Annotated in this window: 17 protein-coding genes; 7 read left to right on the plus strand and 10 right to left on the minus strand. The window is 40.9% G+C overall.

All coding sequences use genetic code 11. The features are described from left to right. Nucleotides 1-69 precede the first annotated feature (69 nt). The 3 genes from BV902_RS17825 to BV902_RS17835 all read left to right on the plus strand — a co-directional run bounded on the left by BV902_RS17825 (nucleotide 70) and on the right by BV902_RS17835 (nucleotide 3,025). Nucleotides 70-1,317, plus strand: a complete 1,248-nt coding sequence (locus tag BV902_RS17825; protein ID WP_075993098.1) for a helix-turn-helix domain-containing protein — start codon at nucleotides 70-72, stop codon at nucleotides 1,315-1,317. 91 nt (nucleotides 1,318-1,408) lie between these two features. Further along, entirely contained in the window at nucleotides 1,409-2,104 is a 696-nt protein-coding gene (locus BV902_RS17830) for a hypothetical protein (RefSeq protein WP_075993099.1), read from the plus strand. Between the two features lie 18 nt (nucleotides 2,105-2,122). Then, a complete protein-coding gene (locus tag BV902_RS17835) occupies nucleotides 2,123-3,025 on the plus strand; it encodes a hypothetical protein (protein WP_075993100.1) in 903 nt (300 codons plus the stop codon). Between the two features lie 45 nt (nucleotides 3,026-3,070). On the opposite strand, the gene BV902_RS17840 is transcribed toward BV902_RS17835, so the two are convergent. The 3 genes from BV902_RS17840 to BV902_RS17850 all read right to left on the minus strand — a co-directional run bounded on the left by BV902_RS17840 (nucleotide 3,071) and on the right by BV902_RS17850 (nucleotide 7,421). Beyond that, entirely contained in the window at nucleotides 3,071-3,928 is an 858-nt protein-coding gene (locus tag BV902_RS17840) for a helix-turn-helix domain-containing protein (RefSeq protein ID WP_075993101.1), read from the minus strand. A gap of 237 nt (nucleotides 3,929-4,165) precedes the next feature. Next, nucleotides 4,166-6,430 carry a glucosylglycerol-phosphate synthase gene (gene ggpS, locus BV902_RS17845; protein ID WP_075993102.1) on the minus strand — a complete coding sequence of 755 codons (2,265 nt, stop codon included), beginning with the start codon at nucleotides 6,428-6,430 and terminating at the stop codon, nucleotides 4,166-4,168. Nucleotide 6,431: 1 nt separating this feature from the next. Beyond that, nucleotides 6,432-7,421 carry an NAD(P)H-dependent glycerol-3-phosphate dehydrogenase gene (locus BV902_RS17850; protein WP_075993103.1) on the minus strand — a complete coding sequence of 330 codons (990 nt, stop codon included), beginning with the start codon at nucleotides 7,419-7,421 and terminating at the stop codon, nucleotides 6,432-6,434. Nucleotides 7,422-7,425: 4 nt separating this feature from the next. On the opposite strand from BV902_RS17850, the gene BV902_RS17855 reads away from it, so the two are divergent. Continuing rightward, on the plus strand, nucleotides 7,426-8,913 hold the full coding sequence (locus tag BV902_RS17855; RefSeq protein WP_216640370.1) for a mechanosensitive ion channel family protein: 1,488 nt from the start codon (nucleotides 7,426-7,428) through the stop codon (nucleotides 8,911-8,913). A 353-nt stretch (nucleotides 8,914-9,266) separates the two neighbouring features. On the opposite strand, the gene BV902_RS17860 is transcribed toward BV902_RS17855, so the two are convergent. The 5 genes from BV902_RS17860 to ligD all read right to left on the minus strand — a co-directional run bounded on the left by BV902_RS17860 (nucleotide 9,267) and on the right by ligD (nucleotide 17,107). Then, nucleotides 9,267-9,947: a DUF421 domain-containing protein gene (locus BV902_RS17860; protein ID WP_075993105.1), complete on the minus strand. Its 681-nt coding sequence runs from the start codon at nucleotides 9,945-9,947 to the stop codon at nucleotides 9,267-9,269. A gap of 228 nt (nucleotides 9,948-10,175) precedes the next feature. Then, entirely contained in the window at nucleotides 10,176-11,039 is an 864-nt protein-coding gene (locus tag BV902_RS17865) for an SDR family oxidoreductase (protein WP_075993106.1), read from the minus strand. 109 nt (nucleotides 11,040-11,148) lie between these two features. Next, a complete protein-coding gene (locus tag BV902_RS17870) occupies nucleotides 11,149-13,263 on the minus strand; it encodes a catalase (protein WP_075994852.1) in 2,115 nt (704 codons plus the stop codon). 153 nt (nucleotides 13,264-13,416) lie between these two features. Beyond that, nucleotides 13,417-14,364: a cation diffusion facilitator family transporter gene (locus BV902_RS17875; protein ID WP_237241704.1), complete on the minus strand. Its 948-nt coding sequence runs from the start codon at nucleotides 14,362-14,364 to the stop codon at nucleotides 13,417-13,419. Beyond that, nucleotides 14,345-17,107 carry a DNA ligase D gene (ligD, locus tag BV902_RS17880; protein WP_083663665.1) on the minus strand — a complete coding sequence of 921 codons (2,763 nt, stop codon included), beginning with the start codon at nucleotides 17,105-17,107 and terminating at the stop codon, nucleotides 14,345-14,347. Before ligD ends, BV902_RS17875 begins: the two co-directional genes overlap by 20 nt. Before the next feature lie 310 nt (nucleotides 17,108-17,417). Between ligD and BV902_RS17885 the strand changes: the two genes are divergently transcribed. Next, entirely contained in the window at nucleotides 17,418-17,981 is a 564-nt protein-coding gene (locus BV902_RS17885; protein ID WP_075993107.1) for a YciE/YciF ferroxidase family protein, read from the plus strand. A 188-nt stretch (nucleotides 17,982-18,169) separates the two neighbouring features. Here BV902_RS17885 and BV902_RS17890 read toward each other — a convergent pair whose 3' ends face one another. Then, nucleotides 18,170-18,355: a hypothetical protein gene (locus tag BV902_RS17890; RefSeq protein ID WP_075993108.1), complete on the minus strand. Its 186-nt coding sequence runs from the start codon at nucleotides 18,353-18,355 to the stop codon at nucleotides 18,170-18,172. Nucleotides 18,356-18,601: 246 nt separating this feature from the next. Here BV902_RS17890 and BV902_RS17895 point away from each other — a divergent pair, with 246 nt between their 5' ends. Beyond that, nucleotides 18,602-18,886, plus strand: a complete 285-nt coding sequence (locus BV902_RS17895) for a hypothetical protein (protein ID WP_075993109.1) — start codon at nucleotides 18,602-18,604, stop codon at nucleotides 18,884-18,886. 163 nt (nucleotides 18,887-19,049) lie between these two features. Here BV902_RS17895 and BV902_RS17900 read toward each other — a convergent pair whose 3' ends face one another. Beyond that, nucleotides 19,050-19,550 (minus strand): RNA polymerase sigma factor, encoded by a 501-nt coding sequence (locus BV902_RS17900; RefSeq protein ID WP_075993110.1) that lies wholly within the window; start codon nucleotides 19,548-19,550, stop codon nucleotides 19,050-19,052. A 433-nt stretch (nucleotides 19,551-19,983) separates the two neighbouring features. On the opposite strand from BV902_RS17900, the gene BV902_RS27410 reads away from it, so the two are divergent. After that, a complete protein-coding gene (locus BV902_RS27410; protein ID WP_120333750.1) occupies nucleotides 19,984-20,136 on the plus strand; it encodes a lmo0937 family membrane protein in 153 nt (50 codons plus the stop codon). Nucleotides 20,137-20,186 lie beyond the last annotated feature (50 nt).

The following is a 20,186-nucleotide window of genomic DNA, read 5'->3' on the forward strand; positions in this document are numbered from 1 at the left end:
TATTGTATCGCATGGAACCCTAACAGATTTATCCGTTTGGATGGACACGGACAAGACCAGTAAAGATCATTGCTAATTTGTAAAAAAAAGCTTACTCGTCGCCCCGCTATCCGTAAATGGTTGGATCGGGGTACTTATATGGATGATGTAGCACCATTTGATCAATTATGTTTAAATTCACGTTACAATGATAACTTGCTACGGCCCATGATCAATATACTCTATACCTTTCATGCTTTTTCAGCGGGTGCATTTCTGTTGCTCGGCACCTTAATCGTTATGGGTGTCAACCACAGTTGTTCCCACGCAGACCGGTGGCTTGGGACTTGGTATTATTTGATGGCATGCTTATTTACCCAGCTTTTTCTTGAAGGTTTTCATATCGAGAGCAATGGATTGATCCATACGCTGGAACTCCCGCGATGGGCTACACTCCCCTGCTTCTACCTGGCCGTTCACTACATGGTCAAACCAACAGCAAAAATTCGGTATTGGGGACTACATTTTTTTCCATTCCTCGCTTTCGTTTTCTTCTCCATCATTTATTTAATACCCGGACTTTCTAATAGACACATCCATCCGCCTCAATTACCGCAATGGATCATCTTTACTATCAAATATTTCTTTTATGCACAATGTATCTTTTATTGGATTGCCTGTTATAACCTCTTTAAAATACACCAGAAAAACATTCGCCAGCTATCTTCCTATACGGAAAAGATAAACATGGCCTGGTTAAAGTACCTATTGATTGCGCTGTTATTGATGATTGTTGTCCGTCTACTCGCTATGGTTCATTTAGTTTTTAGTGCTGTCGCCCCAATTTTATATTTTATGGGCACAGTGGCACTTGGGTACGCAACGCTAACACAACGGTCAATTTACACAATTGAGTCTACAAAAAACCTCATCAACGAAGCGCAGCATAAAAAGGTTAAAGCCGAGGATCGGCTTACAGCACAACAGGTAGACACATTAAAAGAAAAACTATTACAGAAAACTACAGATGAAAAGCTATATCTCGACCCGGGTTTAACACTATCATCCCTCGCGGAGCATATCGGAATCAATCCGCACGATCTGTCCTACATCATAAACAATGGACTGCAGAAAAATTTTTACCAGTTTATCAACGAGCTTCGTACGGAGGAAGCGAAACAACTTTTATTATCCGAAGAGGCCAAGCTACTTGATATGTTTGGAATCGCAATAAGGGCAGGTTTCAATTCAAGAACAACCTTTTATGCCAGCTTCAAAAAAGCAACAGGCATTACGCCGACAGAATATATGAAAGTCAATAGTAAACAATCAAACTAACTCGGCACAATGAAGTTTGTTCGATTGCATCCATTCGGACGGTTAGCCTATCAAAAAGACCTACTCTTGTATCATATCAACAAAAGAAATTATGATACAATACACCAAACCAAGCGGGTACTCGAGAGCGATCCGCCAATTTTCCAAAGCAACATATGGTCTTCTGGTGGGAGCATGTTGTCTTTTTGCTTCGATTGATACATTTGCCCAGTCCGCCTCTAAAGATAGCCCCCAGCAACAACAGTTGGTTCCACTAAAATCATTTCAAGGCTACTACCAGCTACCCAATAAAGTAGCTTTCATTGCTTTCGAGGAGCAAGATAACAACCTGTATGCGACACAGCTGTGGGATCAGAAAAAAAGATATCAGCTGGTCCGTAAAGATGATACGCATTTTGAATCCAAAAACGAAGGCTATGCCATAGAATTTTTAAAGGATGATTCCGGCGATTTTAGCCAAACCAAGATACTGGGTAGGATTTTATGTGAGCGCGTGCCATTTGACCCCACTAAAATCGCGAGTTTAACCGCATCTCAACTGAAACAACTTGCCGGAACTTACCTCAAGGTAAATGACAACAACTTTAAAATTCAAATAGATCCCTCCTCAACAGGCCTAACGCTTACTCAATTGTGGGATAACAAAACAATTTCATTTACCCCACGATCGGAATTTTTCTTCCTCAATGATGATGGCACCTTTCCATTGACATTTTCTGTTGCCAATGGAAAGGTAGAGCAGATGCAGTGTTTCGAAAATGATCTTTGGCTAAAAACTGATCAATAATCCTAATAAAAAAATATTATGAACAGATTTATTGCCTGCTTATTCCTGCTGCTGGGTACAGCTCAGCTTAGCGCCCAACAGGTGGCGGATGAACAGTTTCATTATCCCATCACCGATCCGCACCACCGGATCGGTGATGGACCGCTACTCCTATTTGACGAGGCACACAACAATCCGGTTACTTTGAGAGGAGCCTACGCTCCTTTTTCAGATCTCCTTCTGGCTGATGGATATCGCCTCCGAAGTGCTAAAGAAAAAATCTCTTACGATCAACTAAAAGAAGTAAAAATCTATATCAGTATAAATGCCTTATATAATCCGGAAAACTGGAAATTACCCACCTATTCAGCCTTTACCGATCAGGAGATAGAAACTCTCCGCCAATGGGTATTTGATGGTGGAAGCCTATTTCTAGTCACCGACCACATGCCTTGTGGCGGATCTGTACAAACGCTCGGTGCGGCATTTGGTATTCATATCGTGAACGGTTTTGCCTTACCTAAGAATGGACGTCCCGAGATCTTTTCAAAGGACAGAGAAACACTGTTATCAAATTCTATAACCACTGGATCAGGTAAAGAAATAGACAGTATTATGTGCTGGGGCGGAACTGGCTTTATCGTACCAACGACGGCACGTATTATTTCTTTATTAAATGAAGAATATGACATCTACCTACCCAATGATGCGAATCAGATAAAAAGGCCTATTCCAGACAATATTCCCCGATTGTCGGGCAAAGGGTTTGCAAACGGTGCTTACCTGCAGTTCGGGAAAGGGAGAATTGTGGTATTCGGAGATGGTGCTCCTTTTTCGGCACAACTCCATGGCATCAAAAGTGAAAAAAGAGGAATGAACCATCCGGCCGCAAAACAGAATGCTCAATTTTTGCTCAATATAGTTCATTGGCTTGACCAATGAACTGATTTGGCTAGGCTAATGCTGATTCCTCTGGGAATAAATTTGTCATATAATTGATATACGATAGTCGAGTGGACTAATTCTTGTTTTCTTTTTAAACAGTCTGGTTAATGACTGAGGTTGATCAAATTGCATTTTTTTAGCGATTTCAGCTACTGATAAATCAGTTTCAGCAAGTAATTCCTTTGCTATTTTAACAATAAAATTATCAATATGATACTGTGCTGTATTTTTAGAAGTTTTTAAAGAAACATCATTGAGAAATCGTGTTGTACAATTTAGTTTCCTGGACAATAATGTTAAACTAGGAAGTAGGGACAAGCATTTTCTTTTGCTATCAAAAAGAGTGTGCAGCTCGCTCACGAAATCTTTTTGTAACGCTCTAAACTCATTCAGCTTATCTTCCATTAACTGTTGATAAAACCTTTGCATATGTTGTAAAAGCAAATCAAGATAAGAAATAAGTATTTTAGACTGCGTTTCACTCATGGGCATCTTAGTCTCGAGGTCTATCAGTTCAAAGATATTTTTTATAAGTCTGTAATCGTTATTCGATAAGATCATCGATTCCTGAATGGAGTATTCTAGAAACCCAAATTCTTTCAATTTATTTCGCAGACTATATCCTGTAAATAGATCTGAACGGAATGCAAAATAAGCCCCTTCTTTAAAATATCCTCTTATTTCTTGGACCGGAAAATACTGGCTGCTGAAAAATAATAAGATATGTTGTCCACGATGATCCTTATTTGAACATCCAAACACAATCAAGAAATATTTATCATCAATCCATCTTTTGGCAGAATCAAAAAATTGCTCCTCATTTCCAAAATTGTCAAAATAATAACTGAAGCTTGCACTGAAAGCATTTTGAAATTCATTATTATTACCAGTATTTATCATATTTTATTTTTTCTTCGAGACTTTGCGCGTTATTTTTTATTGAATTATTCCCTCAAGAAAAACCCTCGTTAAAACAATTTTGTTTGTAAAATAGAGGGATTTCCTAAAGGATACATCCAGCAGCTTCGTTTTCAACGTTATTTTGTCTTCTATTCAAGAAACCAGATTAACACGGATTTCTAATTCTTTTTTTTCTAAGATGACTAAAAAAGCACGTTTGACACCTAAGACTAGCAGTTACTTCTTTTCAGGAACAATTGCCTTACCCGATTTTTCGAGCTCTTTCACAAAATCCCGCCCCCAGTAATGGATATCGTAGTGCTCAATATGCTCGTACAGCCTGCGCGCCCTGACCTGAGCCTCTCCGGGTTCCATGACCAAGGCTTTCAACAGTGCATCTTTCATGCTCTTACGGTCGTAGGGATTGGTCAATATGGCATAAGGCAATTCGACCGAGGCACCTGCAAATTCTGAGAGCACGAGAATTCCGGGAGTCTCCAATAACCCATGGGTCGCAATGTATTCCTTTGCGACTAGATTCAGTCCGTCCCGCAGAGGCGTGATCCAGGCAATATCACTCAGCGCATAGTGTTTGACCACTTCCTCAAAAGGTAAGGCCCTGTAAAAATATTGGATCGGGGTCCAGTTCATCGTTGCATATTTACCGTTGATCTCACCCACGGCCTGATTCACCTGATCCCGAATTTCGTCATAGATCGTCATCCCCTGTGATGGCGGCGTACAGACATTGACCAGTTCTATCTTGCCCCTAAATTCTGGGTATTCGGCCAGAAATTCACCAAAAGCCTGGATTTTTTCCAAGGGGCCTTTGACGTAATCCAGGCGCTCGATGGATATGATACGCGTTATTCCCGATCCGGCTTTGTTTTCTTTGAGGGCATTGATCTCGGTCTTAACCTTATCATCTGTCAAAATCTGTTCGATATGATCCCTGTTGACCCCCACCGGCTGTGCGCCAAGCCTAATCTGCCGGCCATCTACCTCTATGATCTTGGTCATCTGATCGACGCCGAGCGCACAGCTATAGGTCAGGAACTGATTGGCGACATCAACTTTTTTGACCACTTTAAATGGTGTATGGCTACGGATCACATCCACAAAATTCTCGACATAACGGGGGATATGAAAACTGATAAAATCACAGAGCAGCAGGCTGCCGATAATCTCTTTGCGCCAGGGAATAATATTGAAGATATCTGCTGCCGGAAAAGCCGTATGATGAAAAAAGCCAATTTTCAGATCCGGGCGCATGGTCTTTAAAAAAGAAGGCACCATCCACAGATTATACTCGTGGATCCAGACCAGTGCCTCCTCGTCGGCCTCGCGGGCAATCCGCTCGGCAAAGCGCTTGTTTATCATCAGGTAATGTTCCCAGTCCTCGTGGTTGAATTTTGCCCGGTCCACAAAGGAAAAGATCGTCGGCCAGAACGCCTCTTTGGAGAATACACGATAGAACTTATCGATATCCTCTTTAGACAGCGATATGGTGGAAGCGACCAGATTAGGGTATCGGCTTTCGTCCACCAACTGATTTGGAACCGGCTTTCCGTCCTGTTGGATGACTTCCTCCCCGATCCAAAGACCGGAGCGTCCCTTTTCAAATAAGCCCAGCAGCGAAGGAATGATGCCGTTCGGGCTTTTGGGCGTTACCCTTACCGTCTTACCGTTTACCGACTCCTTTTCAAAAGGCAGCCGATGGTACACCATCACCAGCTGGTCTGATTTTTTGGATTTTCTTTTTCGAGGCACCGATTTTTGTTCCCCGCGGATCAGCTGCTGAAACGGGCGGTATTTACCCATGTACTCCAGTATACCGCCCGCTCCAGCGGCCTCTGCACTGTACGCTGTATCCAACTGATCAATGGCCTGCAGAAGCCCCGGCTCAGATTTTCCGACAGCAACACCACGAAAGCCGATTTCAAACAAGGCCAGATCATTCAGTGTATCGCCAGCTACCATCACATCATCTGGGTCAACGGCCAGAAATTCAACCAGCTTCTTTAATGTCGTACCCTTATTGACCCCTCTGGGGAGCAAGTCCAGGTATTTATCGGCCGAAGTAATGATGTCGCATTCGTACCTGTCCGCTACCTGCTGCACAAGGCTATGGTCCACGCCGGCTTCAAAATAAAAGGAGCTGCGGCGCTGCTGCGGTACATGCTGGTAATTCAACTGCGGTATTTCCTCCAACGCCGACCGGATGGCATAAGTCTGCGGCCATTTTTCCTCGATCTCACTCTGCAGCGGCTCAATTGCTTCCAGGCTATGGCCGTTAACGACCGTGGCGCCCACATCCGCAATAATGAAATCTGGCACCGGAATAAGCGGATCGCTCAGCAGCGGCAATACCGACTCCAGCCCTCTTCCGGTGACAAAGACCAGCTGCATATTCGGGCTAGTTTTTATCAATCTATATAATCTGAGGCGGTCTTCCATCCTTCCGCCCAAAAAAGTTCCATCTAAATCTGTTGCTAATAGCATATTATTTTATATTCCTTTCTAAAAGTTTAAATTCATCAATTGCGGCCATATGGTTGTATAGCACACGATATGTTGTCTGCAAGAGGGGTAAATTGAGCCCGAGGCTCGAGACCGTCGCCATCAGCCCCCGGGTTGCAAAATATCCCTCAGCAACCATTCCCATGAGTTGACGGGCTTCGAACACCGAATATCCCTGGCCAAGGTATTTACCGAAAGTCCGGTTACGGCTATGCGCGGAGTAGCCCGTCACCAATAGGTCGCCCAAATAGGTAGAGCTGCCCAGCCGGACATGGGGTGCACCGACGGCACGCAGTAGCAGTCCCAGTTCGTCAATGGCATTGGCAACCAGCACCGCCATAAAATTATCACCATAATGCAGTCCTTCGGCCATGCCACAGACAATACCGACGACATTTTTGTAAATAGCGGCGTACTCCACGCCCAGCATATCGGGGTTATAGTTTACCTGCATATAGCTTGAAGCGAAGCCCTTGGAAATCTTACTGATAAAGGATTCGTTGGGACCGCACAGGGTCATATAGGTTTTCTTGTTCCGTGCGATTTCTTCGGCATGGCATGGTCCCGCAATGATTGCTTGCTGAAAATCTTCCAATTCAAAATACCTAGCGAGATAAGCACTGGGAAGCAGGTTGTCCGGGCCGACGGTTCCTTTAATAGCGGTGATCACAAACTTTTCGGCAAGGTCCTTTTTGGGGATTACGGCGCAAACTTTGTCCAGATGCGCACTGGGCACGACGAAAAGAATTACTTTCGATCGGGCCACGATCTCGTCCAACTGATCGGACGCATAAATTTTTGTATTGTCAAGTTTTAAAAACGATAGGTAGTCAGGGTTAACAGCATCCCGGTTTATCGAGCGAACCTGCTCTGAACGCCGCAAGTACCAGTTGGTATGGATGCTATTTTCTGTCAAAATTTTAACCAGGGCCGTGGCCCAACTCCCACCACCTATCACACTAATCTCATTCAAATCGTTGGGGGTTTTAAAGACGCGAAAAAGAAAATTTTCGGCATCGGGTTATCTATTAATTTACCAATATACGCAAAAATTAATCAATAAGCAAACTTTAGGCGTTAAAACAGGGTTAAAGGGGTATTTTCCACGCCAAAATCCGTGTTTATATTTCTTCGTAAATTTGTTTGTTCATATGAAAAATTTAAACATGCTTAACTTCAGTGAACAATCATCAAGTTCAATTTATCAGTACATTTTTAATTTCTTTGGCAAATTGGGTTTATCCGAGCAGCAGGCACATATTGTTACGGCCACCGGATTACTTTTTGCTTTTGCGGTGCTGCTCTATGCACTCGATTATATCATGCGCAAAGTATTTTATTCCGCATTGAACCGGATTGCCCGGAGGACCTCGACCAAATGGGATGATTATCTGTTGGAAAACAAGGTGCATGTACGCGTGAGCCGTACCCTAATCGTGCTGCTCACACGGCAGCTGCTTCCGGTGATCTTCATTGGTTTTCCGGTGCTGATAGCGGCTATTGTCAAGTTTCTAGATATCGTGGTATTGTTCACCATCTACCATTTGGCCAATAGCTTGTTAAAAACCTGCCGCGATATTTTTCGTGGTTCAAATGCGTTTAAGGACAAACCCATCGACAGCTACCTGCAGGTGGTACAGATCTTTTTAATTTTTGTGATCGGTACACTGGTCGTTTCCTTGCTGACCGGCAATTCACCTTGGTCCTTTCTAGTCTCACTTGGGGCGGCGTCCGCCGTCCTCATGCTCGTATTTAAAGACACTATCCTGGGCTTTGTGGCCAGTATTCAGGTGTCGGCGAATGACTCGGTCCGTGTAGGAGACTGGATAGAAATGCCCAAATACGGTGTGGACGGCGACGTGCTGCAGATCAACCTCAACAATGTGAAGATACAGAACTGGGATAAGACCATTGTCACCATTCCGACCTATACCCTACTGAGCGATTCATTCAAAAACTATCGTGGAATGCAGGAGACTGGTGGCCGTCGGATAAAGCGGGCATTGAACATTAAAATGTCTTCGGTGCGCTACCTCAGTGCGGAGGAAATCACGGCATTAAAAACGATCCGGCTGCTGGCTCCTTATATCGAAAAAAGAGAGCGCGAGATTGCCGAGTACAATAAAACCTGGCGTACAGACAGCTCCTCGCCCGTCAATGGTCGCAGGATGACCAATATCGGCCTGTTCAGGGCCTATGTACTCGCCTATGCCAAACATAACCCCAATATCCATCAGGAACTTACTTTATTGGTCCGTCAGTTAGCCCCTAGTGAATACGGTATTCCGCTGGAACTCTACATGTTTACCAAGGGGACACAATGGGCCTATTTCGAAGATACGATGGCCGATATATTTGACCATCTACTAGCTGCCATTAAGCACTTTCACCTGCAGGTATTTGAACTGCCTGCATCGGACGACCTGCGGCTGCTCGGCGCGATGGCCCCCCGTTCCCAACAGTAGCTCCTTTGTTGCGATAAACCTAAGCTTGCCCGGTGGTTTCAATCTTATTGCCGCTGGGCAGCTATCAAAAGACCGGCTAAATTGGTTTCCCATAGTTTAGCATACGGGCCTTCTTTGCCGGCATTTAGAGGCCTGACATCATACATTCCATATCGTAAATAGTTTTCACTATATCAACAGGATATATTTTCAAAAGTACAGTGTAGATTCGGCGATTCAGATTGAAGAGTCTATATGTCACAAACTTCTTCCCAAATGGTATTTTCATCTGATCAACCCTTAATCCTTCGAATAAAAACGGTCTTACTGCACCATCCTATGATATGTTCAAATAATACATGGTATTATTTATTCTAAACTCTTCGTGAATTCAAGGCTATGCTCCATTGTGTTTTATTGCATCTTGGACATGACTGGGAATCATTCTCAAAACTAAATAAAACATGACCGCAATACATGCATGCAAATGGCCCTTCGGAACTCGATACATCAACCATTTTGTAAGATGATGGGAATAATGGTAGCCCATATCTCACATCATTATCCGCATAAAATAAAACGCTTAAGGTTCCATCGACTTCTAGAATCCCTTCCTTAACCTGTCCCAAATGTTCTACATTTAAATTTCTCAGTTCAGAAAAAAATTCCATATGTGAAAAGTTATTATCCTTTTCATGTTTTATATCAAAGACACCATCTTTTACTACAGGTAAAACTTTACCTTCCAATAAATGGGCAATCTTCTCTGATCGGGAGGCGAGCCAGGTTATCAACCTATAGACGAAAATTACACCTATAAAAACAACAATCGCATGAAAAATCGGTATGTCTTCTTGAAACATTGGATCTCCCGCAGCTGAGCCCAAACTGATAATAATCGCAACCTCAAAAAGAGTTAACTGTCGAACTCCCCTTCTACCCGAGAGCCTTAGAATTATCAATATTAGAAGAAACATTATTACTGTTCTCGCTCCTATTTCAACAAGAAAGGAGATTTCCACCCCCTCAGCAAATATTTTTTGTATATCAATCATAACCTTTTAAAACCAAAAATCTTAATGTGGCCTCCGCACATTCAATCCTAAAACATTCCTCCGGTTGCAATAGTTCCTTACTCAGCAAAAACAATATATATAAATTATTGATTGTTAAGAAGCAATTAGTTTGACGAAAATGCGCAATTAGCCGAAGCGTGTTACCTCTCGGTTTTCAAAGATCGCCCGGTAGACGACTTCCTGGGCTGATTATGAGTTATACGTTTACTAACCATTTACGACTTCTCCTCCATTGGGATGTAAAACTTGACCGCTCATAAAATGTGAATCTTCGCTGGCTAGAAATAGAAAGCTTGGCGCAATTTCATTAGGCATTCCTGCCCTGTTCATTGGAGAGTCGCTTCCAAATTCGGAGTTCTTTTTAGGATCAAAAGATGATGCTATCAATGGTGTCCATACCGGACCTGGAGCAACAGCATTGACCCGAATTCCTTTAGCTATAAGATTTGCTGACAAACTCCGTGTGAACGAAATTATTGCACCTTTTGTTGCAGAATAATCGATCAACTTTGGACTGCCTCGATAGGCAGTGACCGAGGATGTATTAATTATGCTTGCTCCCTTCTTAAGATAAGGTATGGCATACTTCGTAACCCAGAAATAGGAAAAGAAATTATTCTGAAAAGTATTGATTAACTGCTCAGTGGAAATTTTCTCAATTGATTCTGTTTCCCAGTGAAGCCCCGCATTATTAACTATAATATCAATTCTCTTATGCGCTTTTATTGCAATTTCAATGACTTTTTTACAGTGATTTTCTTTTCGCAAATCACCTTTAATCAGCGCACATTTTCGAGAGAAGGATTCAACCTCTTTTTTGGTTTGTTTTGCATCTTTTGTTTCACTAAGATAGGCTATAACAATATCAGCACCCTCCTTCGCAAATAACAGAGCGACAGCTTTGCCGATACCGCTATCTCCGCCCGTAATCAATGCTACCTTATTTTTTAATTTTCCTTCTGCAGGATACTGTATTGGAGACGTGTCAGGAATTGGTACCATATTTATTTCCAATCCCGGTCGCTTTTGCTTTTGCAGCGGTCGAATCTTTTTACTTGCTTCTTTTTTCATGCTACTTCTTGTAAATAATTATAAGCAATTTCTGATTTCCGGTCCTCCTTCTATTCGACTACAACAAATAGTCGTTCTACCGAAGGACTATTTGTTGTATATCAAGAAATCAAGAAGGTACCTTTCTGGATTTTTCTCTCTCCCAAACACGGTGGCCTTTCATTACCGCTATAAAATCTTCTGTTAAATTGTCCTTGCTTTCGAAAATAACGCCTTTATCTTTTTTAATAAATGATCTTTCAGCTAACTCTTCAGCACCTTGTGCAAATGCCAAGGCCTTACAGTGTCGGTAACCTTCATTGATAAAATGAAGGTAATCGGCATTTTCCGCAAGAGTTTTGACCGATTCGCCTGCTGCTGTGTAGAATGCATCGTAACAAACTGATGCCTCCGTAAGATAGGAATGTTGGATATCTTCTTCTGTCCCTTCCTTGAACCGGATCTTTCCTACATGAGATGCGATTAGCACTGCTTGCGCCCCTTCCCTTTCGAGTGCTGTTTTCATTTTATCTATGGAGGATTTGCTAGCTCCATGATCAACAAGAAAAGCAACCTTTCTACTCTTGATCGTACCCTCGCCGTCTTTTACTTTCATACTCAAAGCAGCAGACTTTTCAACTTCGGGTTTGACTGGTTTAAGCGGATATTCGGGATGGTTCTGACGTGCAAATTTGAGGGTTAAAGGATCAAGTTCTTTTGGCGGTGTAAGCCCGAGGTTTGAACCAACATTTTTTGCTAATCCTTGGTCTATCTGGTTCAAAATAGCCAGTTCTCGCTTTCGTATATTGACATCATTTACTTTCGAAAGCTCAAAACTCAGGGCATTGACCATGTGATCCTGTTCTTCTGGGCTCTGTGAATTAAAAAATAGTCTTGCTTGTGTAAAGTGGTCTGCGAAGGAATCTGAGCGGGCCCTAATTTTCGAGCCATCAAAAGGTTGCTTATGGGATTCAAATCCTACTCCATCATTGAGCATTGCATGATAAGGACAGCCTGCAGCTTTACTATTAGGGAAATAACTCACGGCACCTGTAGGAATCTCAGACCGCGCAAAACCATCTTTTTGGTTATTATGTTTGCCGGTTACGGGACGATTGATAGGAAGCTCATGGAAATTCGGACCACCTAATCGATAATTTTGGGTATCCATATACGAAAATATTCGCCCTTGCAAAAGCGGATCATCCGAAACATCTATACCTGGCACTAACCTTCCGGGATCGAAAGCGGCTTGTTCGGTCTCTGCAAAAAAATTCTCTGGATTTCGATTTAGTGTCATCGTTCCGACAATCTGAACAGGCACCAGTTCCTCTGGGATAATCTTTGTCGCATCCAGAATGTCAAACGAATATTTAAATTCATCCGCTTCAGGAATCAATTGAACGCCGAGATCCCACTGCGGAAAATCGCCCCTTTCAATAGCTTCATAGAGATCTCTTCGATGAAAATCAGCATCAAATCCTGAGATCTTTTGGGCTTCGTTCCAAGCGACTGAATGTACTCCTAATCTGGGTTTCCAATGAAATTTAACGAATGTGCCTTTTCCTTGGGCATTCACAAATTTAAATGTATGGACACCAAAACCTTCCATCATCCTTAAACTTCGGGGTATTGCACGATCTGACATCGTCCACATGATCATGTGTGCAGATTCGGGCATCAGTGATACAAAATCCCAAAAGGTGTCATGTGCAGATGCCGCCTGAGGCATTTCGTTGTTCGGCTCTGGTTTTACGGCATGGATGAGATCTGGAAAATTCATCGCATCCTGAATAAAAAAAACTGGGATATTGTTTCCCACAAGATCGTAGTTACCTTCTTCGGTATAGAATTTAACAGAGAAACCTCGTACATCTCTAGCAAGGTCGGTAGAGCCTTTGAAACCTGCTACTGTGGAAAATCTAGTAAAAAGAGGCGTTACCGTTCCTTTTTTTAAAAATGCTGCGCTTGTATATTGAGATAGGTCAGCGGTCGCTTCGAAAATTCCATGAGCTCCTGATCCACGCGCGTGAACGACACGTTCTGGTATACGTTCGCGGTCAAAATGCATCAGCTTATCAAAATAAATATGATCCTGTTGTAATGATGGCCCCCGCTCACCCGCCTTTAATGTATTGTTGTTGTCGGAAATAGGCACACCATCATTGGTGGTCATAATCTGCTCGGAATTATCCACTAAATGCTGATCTATCTCAGCAGTTTTTAAATTCTTTTCTTTTTTCATATCTAATGCTCTTCTGGTTTGATCCATCAGGTGAACAAAACCAAAGTCTGAAAGGTTTGGCAGGTATTTACATTTGCCAGGATTACCGACAATTCTGACGCTATTGGCCTGAAGATGATGTATTGATTGCGTGTTAAATGGGCTTGTATTTGATTATTCTGGTTGAATAATCACAAAGTGTACAAACTTAAATTCATTTTTTATATCCTCACGAATCCGGCGTATCGCCTCGGTGATTTCCTCTGTTTCAAGATGATCTTCAAAATCAATAATAAGCATCAATACAACGTACTCTGGCGATTGATAAGTGGATAGTATGTTTTTAGTTTTTATAACAGCCGAATCCTTTTCAGCAAGCTGGGCAATTTTCAATCTTGTTTCTGAAGCAATTCCCTCTCCCATTAATAAGCTTCTGCTTTCTCTAGCCAATATAAAGGATACAAAAACCAACAACAAGCCTACGATTACTGAAGCTAGGCCATCTAATTCAGGAATCTGCAAGTAATGACTTAGTCCCATGAGTACCATAACGATTATTAGCCCTGCCACAGCTGCACCATCTTCAAAGACCACAAGGAAACTGGAAGGATCTTTACTCTTAATAATTGCATCCCACCACCCCATACCATTGCGGGTTTTATTGAATTCTTTTAAAGCAATAAAAAAAGAAGTTCCTTCAAAAATTAAGGAGAGTATGAGTACAATATAATTCCAAAAAGGATCGCTCATTAATTCGGGTTCCATGATATGAGCTACACCCTGGTAAATAGATAATGTACCACCAAGCCCAAAAATCAGAATGGAAACAACAAAAGACCAAAAGTATAGTTCTTTGCCATAACCAAAAGGATGAGACTGGTCGGGTGACCTCTTACTTCTATTCAAGCCATAAAGTATGAGCAATTGATTTGCTGTATCTACCGTTGAGTGAATACCCTCTGAAATCATGGAGGAACTATTTGTAAATGCTCCTGCAATGAATTTAGTTAATGCAATTAATACATTCGCCGCGAGTGCACTGTATATTGATTTTTTATTACTGGTTTTTAATTCCGGATTATCCATGGAGGTTTTGATGCGTTTATTTCGTATATTTTTCAATTACTTTTTTGAGATCAATACCTTTACCAAGGACAGGCTTAAAAATATCACCTTCACTATTCATCCTTTCTATGGCATTCAAGAGATGAAAATCACTTATTTTCAGCCCCTTCTTAACTTCATCCCAATGAAGCGGCATAGATACCGTTGCACCGGGTTTAGGACGGACAGCGTAGGCTGCAGCAATGGTTGCATGGGGTCTATTCTGTAAAAAATCCAGATACATTTTTCCTTTCCGATCCTTAATGGACCGTTCTAAACTGGTGAACTTGGGCAACTCATTATGAACTAATGTGACAATCACCCTGGCAAATTCCTTGGACTGATCATAGGTGTATTTCCCCCCGAGCGGAATATAGATGTGAAGGCCAGTAGAACCGCTGGTCTTACAATAACTTGGAACGCCCATATCATCTAGGATGCTCTTCGTTACCTGTGCTGCCTCAACGACCTGATTAAAGGAATTTTTATCCGGGTCTAAATCGATAATACAGAATGATGGATTTTCGGGCTTTTTGACCGTACTACTCCAGGGGTTCATCTCAATGCAGCCAAGATTGACCATGTAAAGCAGTGTCGCTTCATCTTTTCCGACCAGATAATGCTTATCCTTGTTATCAGTCTCGCTATGGTAAAGATATGTCTCCGCCCAGTCCGGAGCAGTATCCGTTACGTTCTTGAAATAGAAACCTTCACCTTCAATACCATCGGGAAATCTGTTCATGCTTTGGGGACGATCTTTTAGATAAGGCAATATAAATGGAGCTGCCTGATAATAATAATTGATAAGATCTCTTTTTGTTATTCCCTCTTTTGGCCAAAAGATCTTATCTAGGTTCGTGAATTTTAACTCATGCCCATTGATCTTTTTGACCTGCGTATTATCTTTCGGATTCAATAGGGTCTTACGCTCACCTTTACTTCGTGGAGTAATCATTTTATCTTCCATGTCATTAACGAATTCTGCTATAGGAGATTCCTCCTCCAAAATAACTTTCTTAGGACTTTTGTCCTCGCGTATTCCATCAAAAGAAGGATGCCGCATTACGCCATCACTTGTCAATTCCGTAAAACTAACCTCACAGACGAGCTCGGGTTTAAGCCAGGTCACCGAGGCGTGTGGTGGATTGGGTCTAAAGCGTGATGGTTTGTTTAAATCTGGTTCTTCACTGAAAGGCGTTTTAGAAATGATCAGCGGTTTAAAACGCTGCATCATCTGCTTCTGTAATTTTTCATTGAAACCTGTACCGACTTTACCTGTATAGACTAATTTTTTTCCTTCATAGACACCTACAAGAATACTACTGAATAACTTACTGGAGTTATCATTCAGCATGTATCCGCCTATCACGACCTCCTGCCTTTTATTCGCCTTGATCTTTAGCCAGTCCTTTGAACGGTTATGAACATGGTATATACTATCTTTTCGTTTGGCCATAATTCCTTCAAGGCCCAGTTTCCTGGCTTCTTCGAGGAACTGGGTTCCCGAAGTTTCAAAATGTTCACTGACTAGAATGCTTTTCTGTTCTGGTAAGATTTCCTTTAATATAGTTTTACGTTCAAGCAGCGTAAGATCTTTTAAATCTTGCCCATTGCACCAAAGGATATCAAATACGTAATAAACTAGATCGCCATCTGCTTCACTGCGCCAATTTTGTAAAGACCCGAAATTGGCCTTTCCGTTTTCACCAAGCACCACTACTTCCCCGTCCAATATAGCATTTAATCCAAGCTCCTTTAAATTCTCATAAATGGGATAGAATTTTTCATTATAGCTTTTATCGTTGCGGGAATTCAGTTCCACTTCCCCTTTGTTCATAAAAGCTACCGCCCGATACCCATCCCATTTTACTTCATAGATCCAGTCTTCATCATCAAAAGGCTTATCGACCAATGTGGCAAGCATGGGCTCAATGTGGGAATAGAATTTTTGCTTTGGTGTATTTTTTAATAAATCTTGAAGATCTGTTTTCTTCGGAGATTTATTTTTAGGAACTGCATCAAGCTGATCATTGATAAGCTCAGATGCTTTGGCTTTTACGGAGCGTTTATCTTTAACGGTACTATCTTTTTTAATGGTACGTTCTCCATATACATGATCTGGAGATTGCTCCATCTGCGCAATGGATTTGCCAGATAGCACCGACTTATCTTTCATCGTAATGTCTTCTTCACTAGCATATTTATCATCCAGTTTCATCAGCAGCCAGCCGTTATCTCCCCTGCCGTGGGCTTTAACAAGAGCAAATTCGCCTTTGAGTTTTTTGCCATTGAGTTTGAATTTTAGCTTACCAGAATACAGCTGATGTAAAAGTTCTTTTTCTTGTTTCGGAACGTCCTTAAAATCGCCCTCAGCAGGTTCATAGGTTCCTTCGTCCCAGACAATAACTGTACCGCCGCCGTATTGCCCTTTTGGGATGATTCCTTCAAAATTCCGATAATCATAGGGGTGGTCTTCAACCATCATAGCAAGACGTTTTACACCTGGATCAACTGAAGGCCCCTTAGGTACCGCCCAGCTTTTTAAAACACCATCCATTTCAAGACGAAAATCATAATGCAGATGTGAAGCATCGTGTTTCTGAACCACAAAGCGTAATTCTGTTCCACTTGGTTTCCCGCCAAAGGGTTCCGGGGTTTTCTCTTCGGTACGCTTTTGCCGATATTTAGTTAATCCCGTAACTGTATCTTTAGATGATCTGTTTCTAGCTGTTTTTCCCTTTTTTGATTTATTATCGGCCATGATCGGTATTTTAAAAATTAATATATTGGTAAATAATAAAATGCATATTACGCTACCAGTTAATTCGATTTTGATATAGCACAAAACTCAATACGAAATGGTTTTCTCTCATTTAGCAAATTGCTTTTTATGGCCTGATAAATACTAATCTGAACAATATTGGTGTGCGAAAGGTTACGCTAACAGGATTATACCAAACCTAAGAAGAGAATATCGCTTTCGCTTTTATATGGTAACAGTTAAATATCTTTTATTGAACTAAAGTGGTTTGGGCTGGGTTATCTATGCAATAACACTTAAAATTTTTATTATGGCAACTACGAAATCTGTACCGGCAAAAAATGCCACAAAAAAACCTTCTGGTAATACCGGAAAAATGAAAGACAGTGAATTCCACGAGTTTTTTGTCGATGAACTAAAAGACATTTATTGGGCCGAGAAACACTTAGTGAAAGCTTTACCCAAAATGCAGAAAGCTGCAACTAGCGAAAAACTCGCCGCTGCTTTTGAAAAGCATACCAAGGAAACTCAGAAACATATAGAAACTCTTGAACAGGTATTTGAGCAATTGGGAGAAAAAGCTGTTGCTAAAAAATGTGACGCTATGCAGGGTCTGCTTGATGAAGCCGATTCGATCATTTCTGACACAGAAAAGGATACTTTTACCAGAGATGCAGGCCTCATCCTTGCTGCACAGAAAGTAGAACACTACGAGATCGCTACTTACGGTACTCTTCGCACATTTGCAGAAACGATGGGACACGACGATGTAGCTTCACTGCTCCAAAATACCTTAGACAATGAGAAGGATACCGACGAAGCATTAACAGGGATAGCAGGCGGTTTCGTAAACGACAAGGCTGTCCAAGAATAGTTGAAATACAGCAAAAACCTTGGCCAACAGCTAAAGGCTTTTTACGAAAACAATGCGAGGTATATAGTTGTTATATATATTCTCAACTATATTAAGTAAAATTCATGTATGAAGGTCGGACTTGATAATCCGACCTTCATTAATGTTTAGCAAACGCCGAAAATTAGACTTGCCAAAATGAACCGCCTTTAAGACTCGTCTTTAGTGTTCTTCACAAGACTTATTCCTGATGAGAAGAAAATAAGCGCCAAAATGCCGACTACTGCCAAATTCGTATAGGCATTACTTTTCATGATCAGTTCATAGCCGGTATAGATTAGTCCTACAATACCCAATACTGTGAGAATAGTTCCAAATATTCTTTTTACGTTCATGATGAATATATTATTTTTTTGAATCCTTTTTGCCTGAAAATTTTTCTATTTCACCCTCAAGCTCCTGCTTTTAATTACTGATATAACACGTCTCAAAAACAAATAGATTGCTTTTGTAAAATAAATTATTGGATTGCTAAAAAAACAAAAATGGCATACGACTGTTAGAATTATCGCAGATCAAAATTCCAAAATTTATGACCTGAGATAAGATCACTATAACTTTAACTTTCAATTTGTAAGATTATGAATGGTATTATTTTTCATGGTACTGAGATTCATTATGGCGGCATAGCTGAGTTCTTATTCAGCCCGGAAATTGGTTATAATGCGATGCCAGCAATTATCGAATTCCTTGGCGGCGAAAAAGCCTATGCCGAAATTATGCATGCTCTTCCTTTAGAGATCACGATTACGGTGGGTGAACATTCAACCGGGAAGGAAGAGAAAGTCCCCCAGGAAACCTGGCTACTTCGCTATGATAAAAAAGAGGACAATTGGAAAATAGTTGAAAAGCTACAGCCAGGATGAACCTTCGCCGGAGTGCAATCATGTTCAGTTGATGAACATACGATTTCCGCAAAGGACTATTGTTTTGAAAGTATACGAAAGAAAGGCTGACCTTAAAAGGTCAGCCTTTCGCAAATATCAAACTAAACTGAAACGTTAGCTCTTGTTTTATTTGTAGGGATTGTCAATTTAACCGGTAGACCTTAAGCTGTTTTTGCAGCTTTTTTCTTACCATATGGATTCGAGTTTTTATTGTACCTTCTGGCATATCAAAATAGGATGCAATTTCATGGTATTTATAACCATCTAAAAACAAACGAAAAATTTCATAGTTTTCCGCCGTTAAGCTGTTCATCGCCCGTTCGATATCTTCGGCCATAAACTTATTGATCCCTTTGTTGAGTTCTATTGTATTTGTACTTTCCAAGACCACATATTGATCTTGAATTTCGGTGGTACGCTTTGCTTTTCTATACTTATTGATGTAAGTATGTTTCATAATTACATATAACCAGCTCATTAGCTTCGGATGCTGAACAAAATTGTCTATGGACTTCAATGCGCGTATCCAAGTTTCTTGGATCAGGTCTTCCTTTTCATCCGGATCAGCAGTAAATTTAGCAGCAAAATGATGAAGTAAACTTCTTTTTTCGTTGATGAGTACATTTAAATTGTGGTTGTTCATAACTTATCCTCTTTCTTTATTCAACTGATTGTTTAAAATGATTTTACAAGAAAAGGATAACAAGAAGAGTGCTAATTTTGAGGGCCAATTTGCCCGTAAAATAAATTGCATCGTTAGCGGTAAAAATACGTTGTCCTTATTTACAAAGCCTATTAAGCAAATTTTAATGGATTTTTGCCCTTAATTTTAAATACAGATAAAAAAATAAGCAAATAATAAAAAAAGACAATAGGGTATTTATATATGGGAAATGTTATAAATACGTTGATTCTAAAGTGTTATTTGCAAACCAGTTTGGTAGTCGGCCGCTGACAACTGTACACCTTATTAATAACTAACAACTGACGATTGATAACGAACAACTAACGTTTAAATTTTATCCATTCAAACCATAATCCATCGAAGGCTGTTCTACTGCAAAAACAAATATATTATGGGAAATTTATTATATATCATTGCTGTTATTTTAGTCATTATTTGGGCGTTTAGTTTCTTTGGAGGTTATGCTACAGGTAATATAATTCACGTTTTATTAGTTATCGCCATTATTGTCGTTCTGTTACGTGTCATCCGAGGGGCTGCTTAACGAGAGATAAAAATCTGATGTATGGTATATAAAAATTTTTATATACCATA

This window comes from Sphingobacterium sp. B29 (genome assembly GCF_001952815.1).
GTDB lineage: Bacteria > Bacteroidota > Bacteroidia > Sphingobacteriales > Sphingobacteriaceae > Sphingobacterium > Sphingobacterium siyangense.

Excerpts from the sequence above, each read along its gene's own strand:
- BV902_RS17830 (WP_075993099.1), top strand. The coding sequence starts at position 1,409 with ATGATACAATACACCAAACCAAGCGGGTACTCGAGAGCGATCCGCCAA.
- BV902_RS17835 (WP_075993100.1), top strand. The coding sequence starts at position 2,123 with ATGAACAGATTTATTGCCTGCTTATTCCTGCTGCTGGGTACAGCTCAG.
- BV902_RS17840 (WP_075993101.1), bottom strand. The coding sequence starts at position 3,928 with ATGATAAATACTGGTAATAATAATGAATTTCAAAATGCTTTCAGTGCA.
- ggpS (WP_075993102.1), bottom strand. The coding sequence starts at position 6,430 with ATGCTATTAGCAACAGATTTAGATGGAACTTTTTTGGGCGGAAGGATG.
- BV902_RS17860 (WP_075993105.1), bottom strand. The coding sequence starts at position 9,947 with ATGATTGATATACAAAAAATATTTGCTGAGGGGGTGGAAATCTCCTTT.
- BV902_RS17865 (WP_075993106.1), bottom strand. The coding sequence starts at position 11,039 with ATGAAAAAAGAAGCAAGTAAAAAGATTCGACCGCTGCAAAAGCAAAAG.
- BV902_RS17870 (WP_075994852.1), bottom strand. The coding sequence starts at position 13,263 with ATGAAAAAAGAAAAGAATTTAAAAACTGCTGAGATAGATCAGCATTTA.
- ligD (WP_083663665.1), bottom strand. The coding sequence starts at position 17,107 with ATGGCCGATAATAAATCAAAAAAGGGAAAAACAGCTAGAAACAGATCA.
- BV902_RS17885 (WP_075993107.1), top strand. The coding sequence starts at position 17,418 with ATGGCAACTACGAAATCTGTACCGGCAAAAAATGCCACAAAAAAACCT.
- BV902_RS17890 (WP_075993108.1), bottom strand. The coding sequence starts at position 18,355 with ATGAACGTAAAAAGAATATTTGGAACTATTCTCACAGTATTGGGTATT.
- BV902_RS17895 (WP_075993109.1), top strand. The coding sequence starts at position 18,602 with ATGAATGGTATTATTTTTCATGGTACTGAGATTCATTATGGCGGCATA.
- BV902_RS17900 (WP_075993110.1), bottom strand. The coding sequence starts at position 19,550 with ATGAACAACCACAATTTAAATGTACTCATCAACGAAAAAAGAAGTTTA.
- BV902_RS27410 (WP_120333750.1), top strand. The coding sequence starts at position 19,984 with ATGGGAAATTTATTATATATCATTGCTGTTATTTTAGTCATTATTTGG.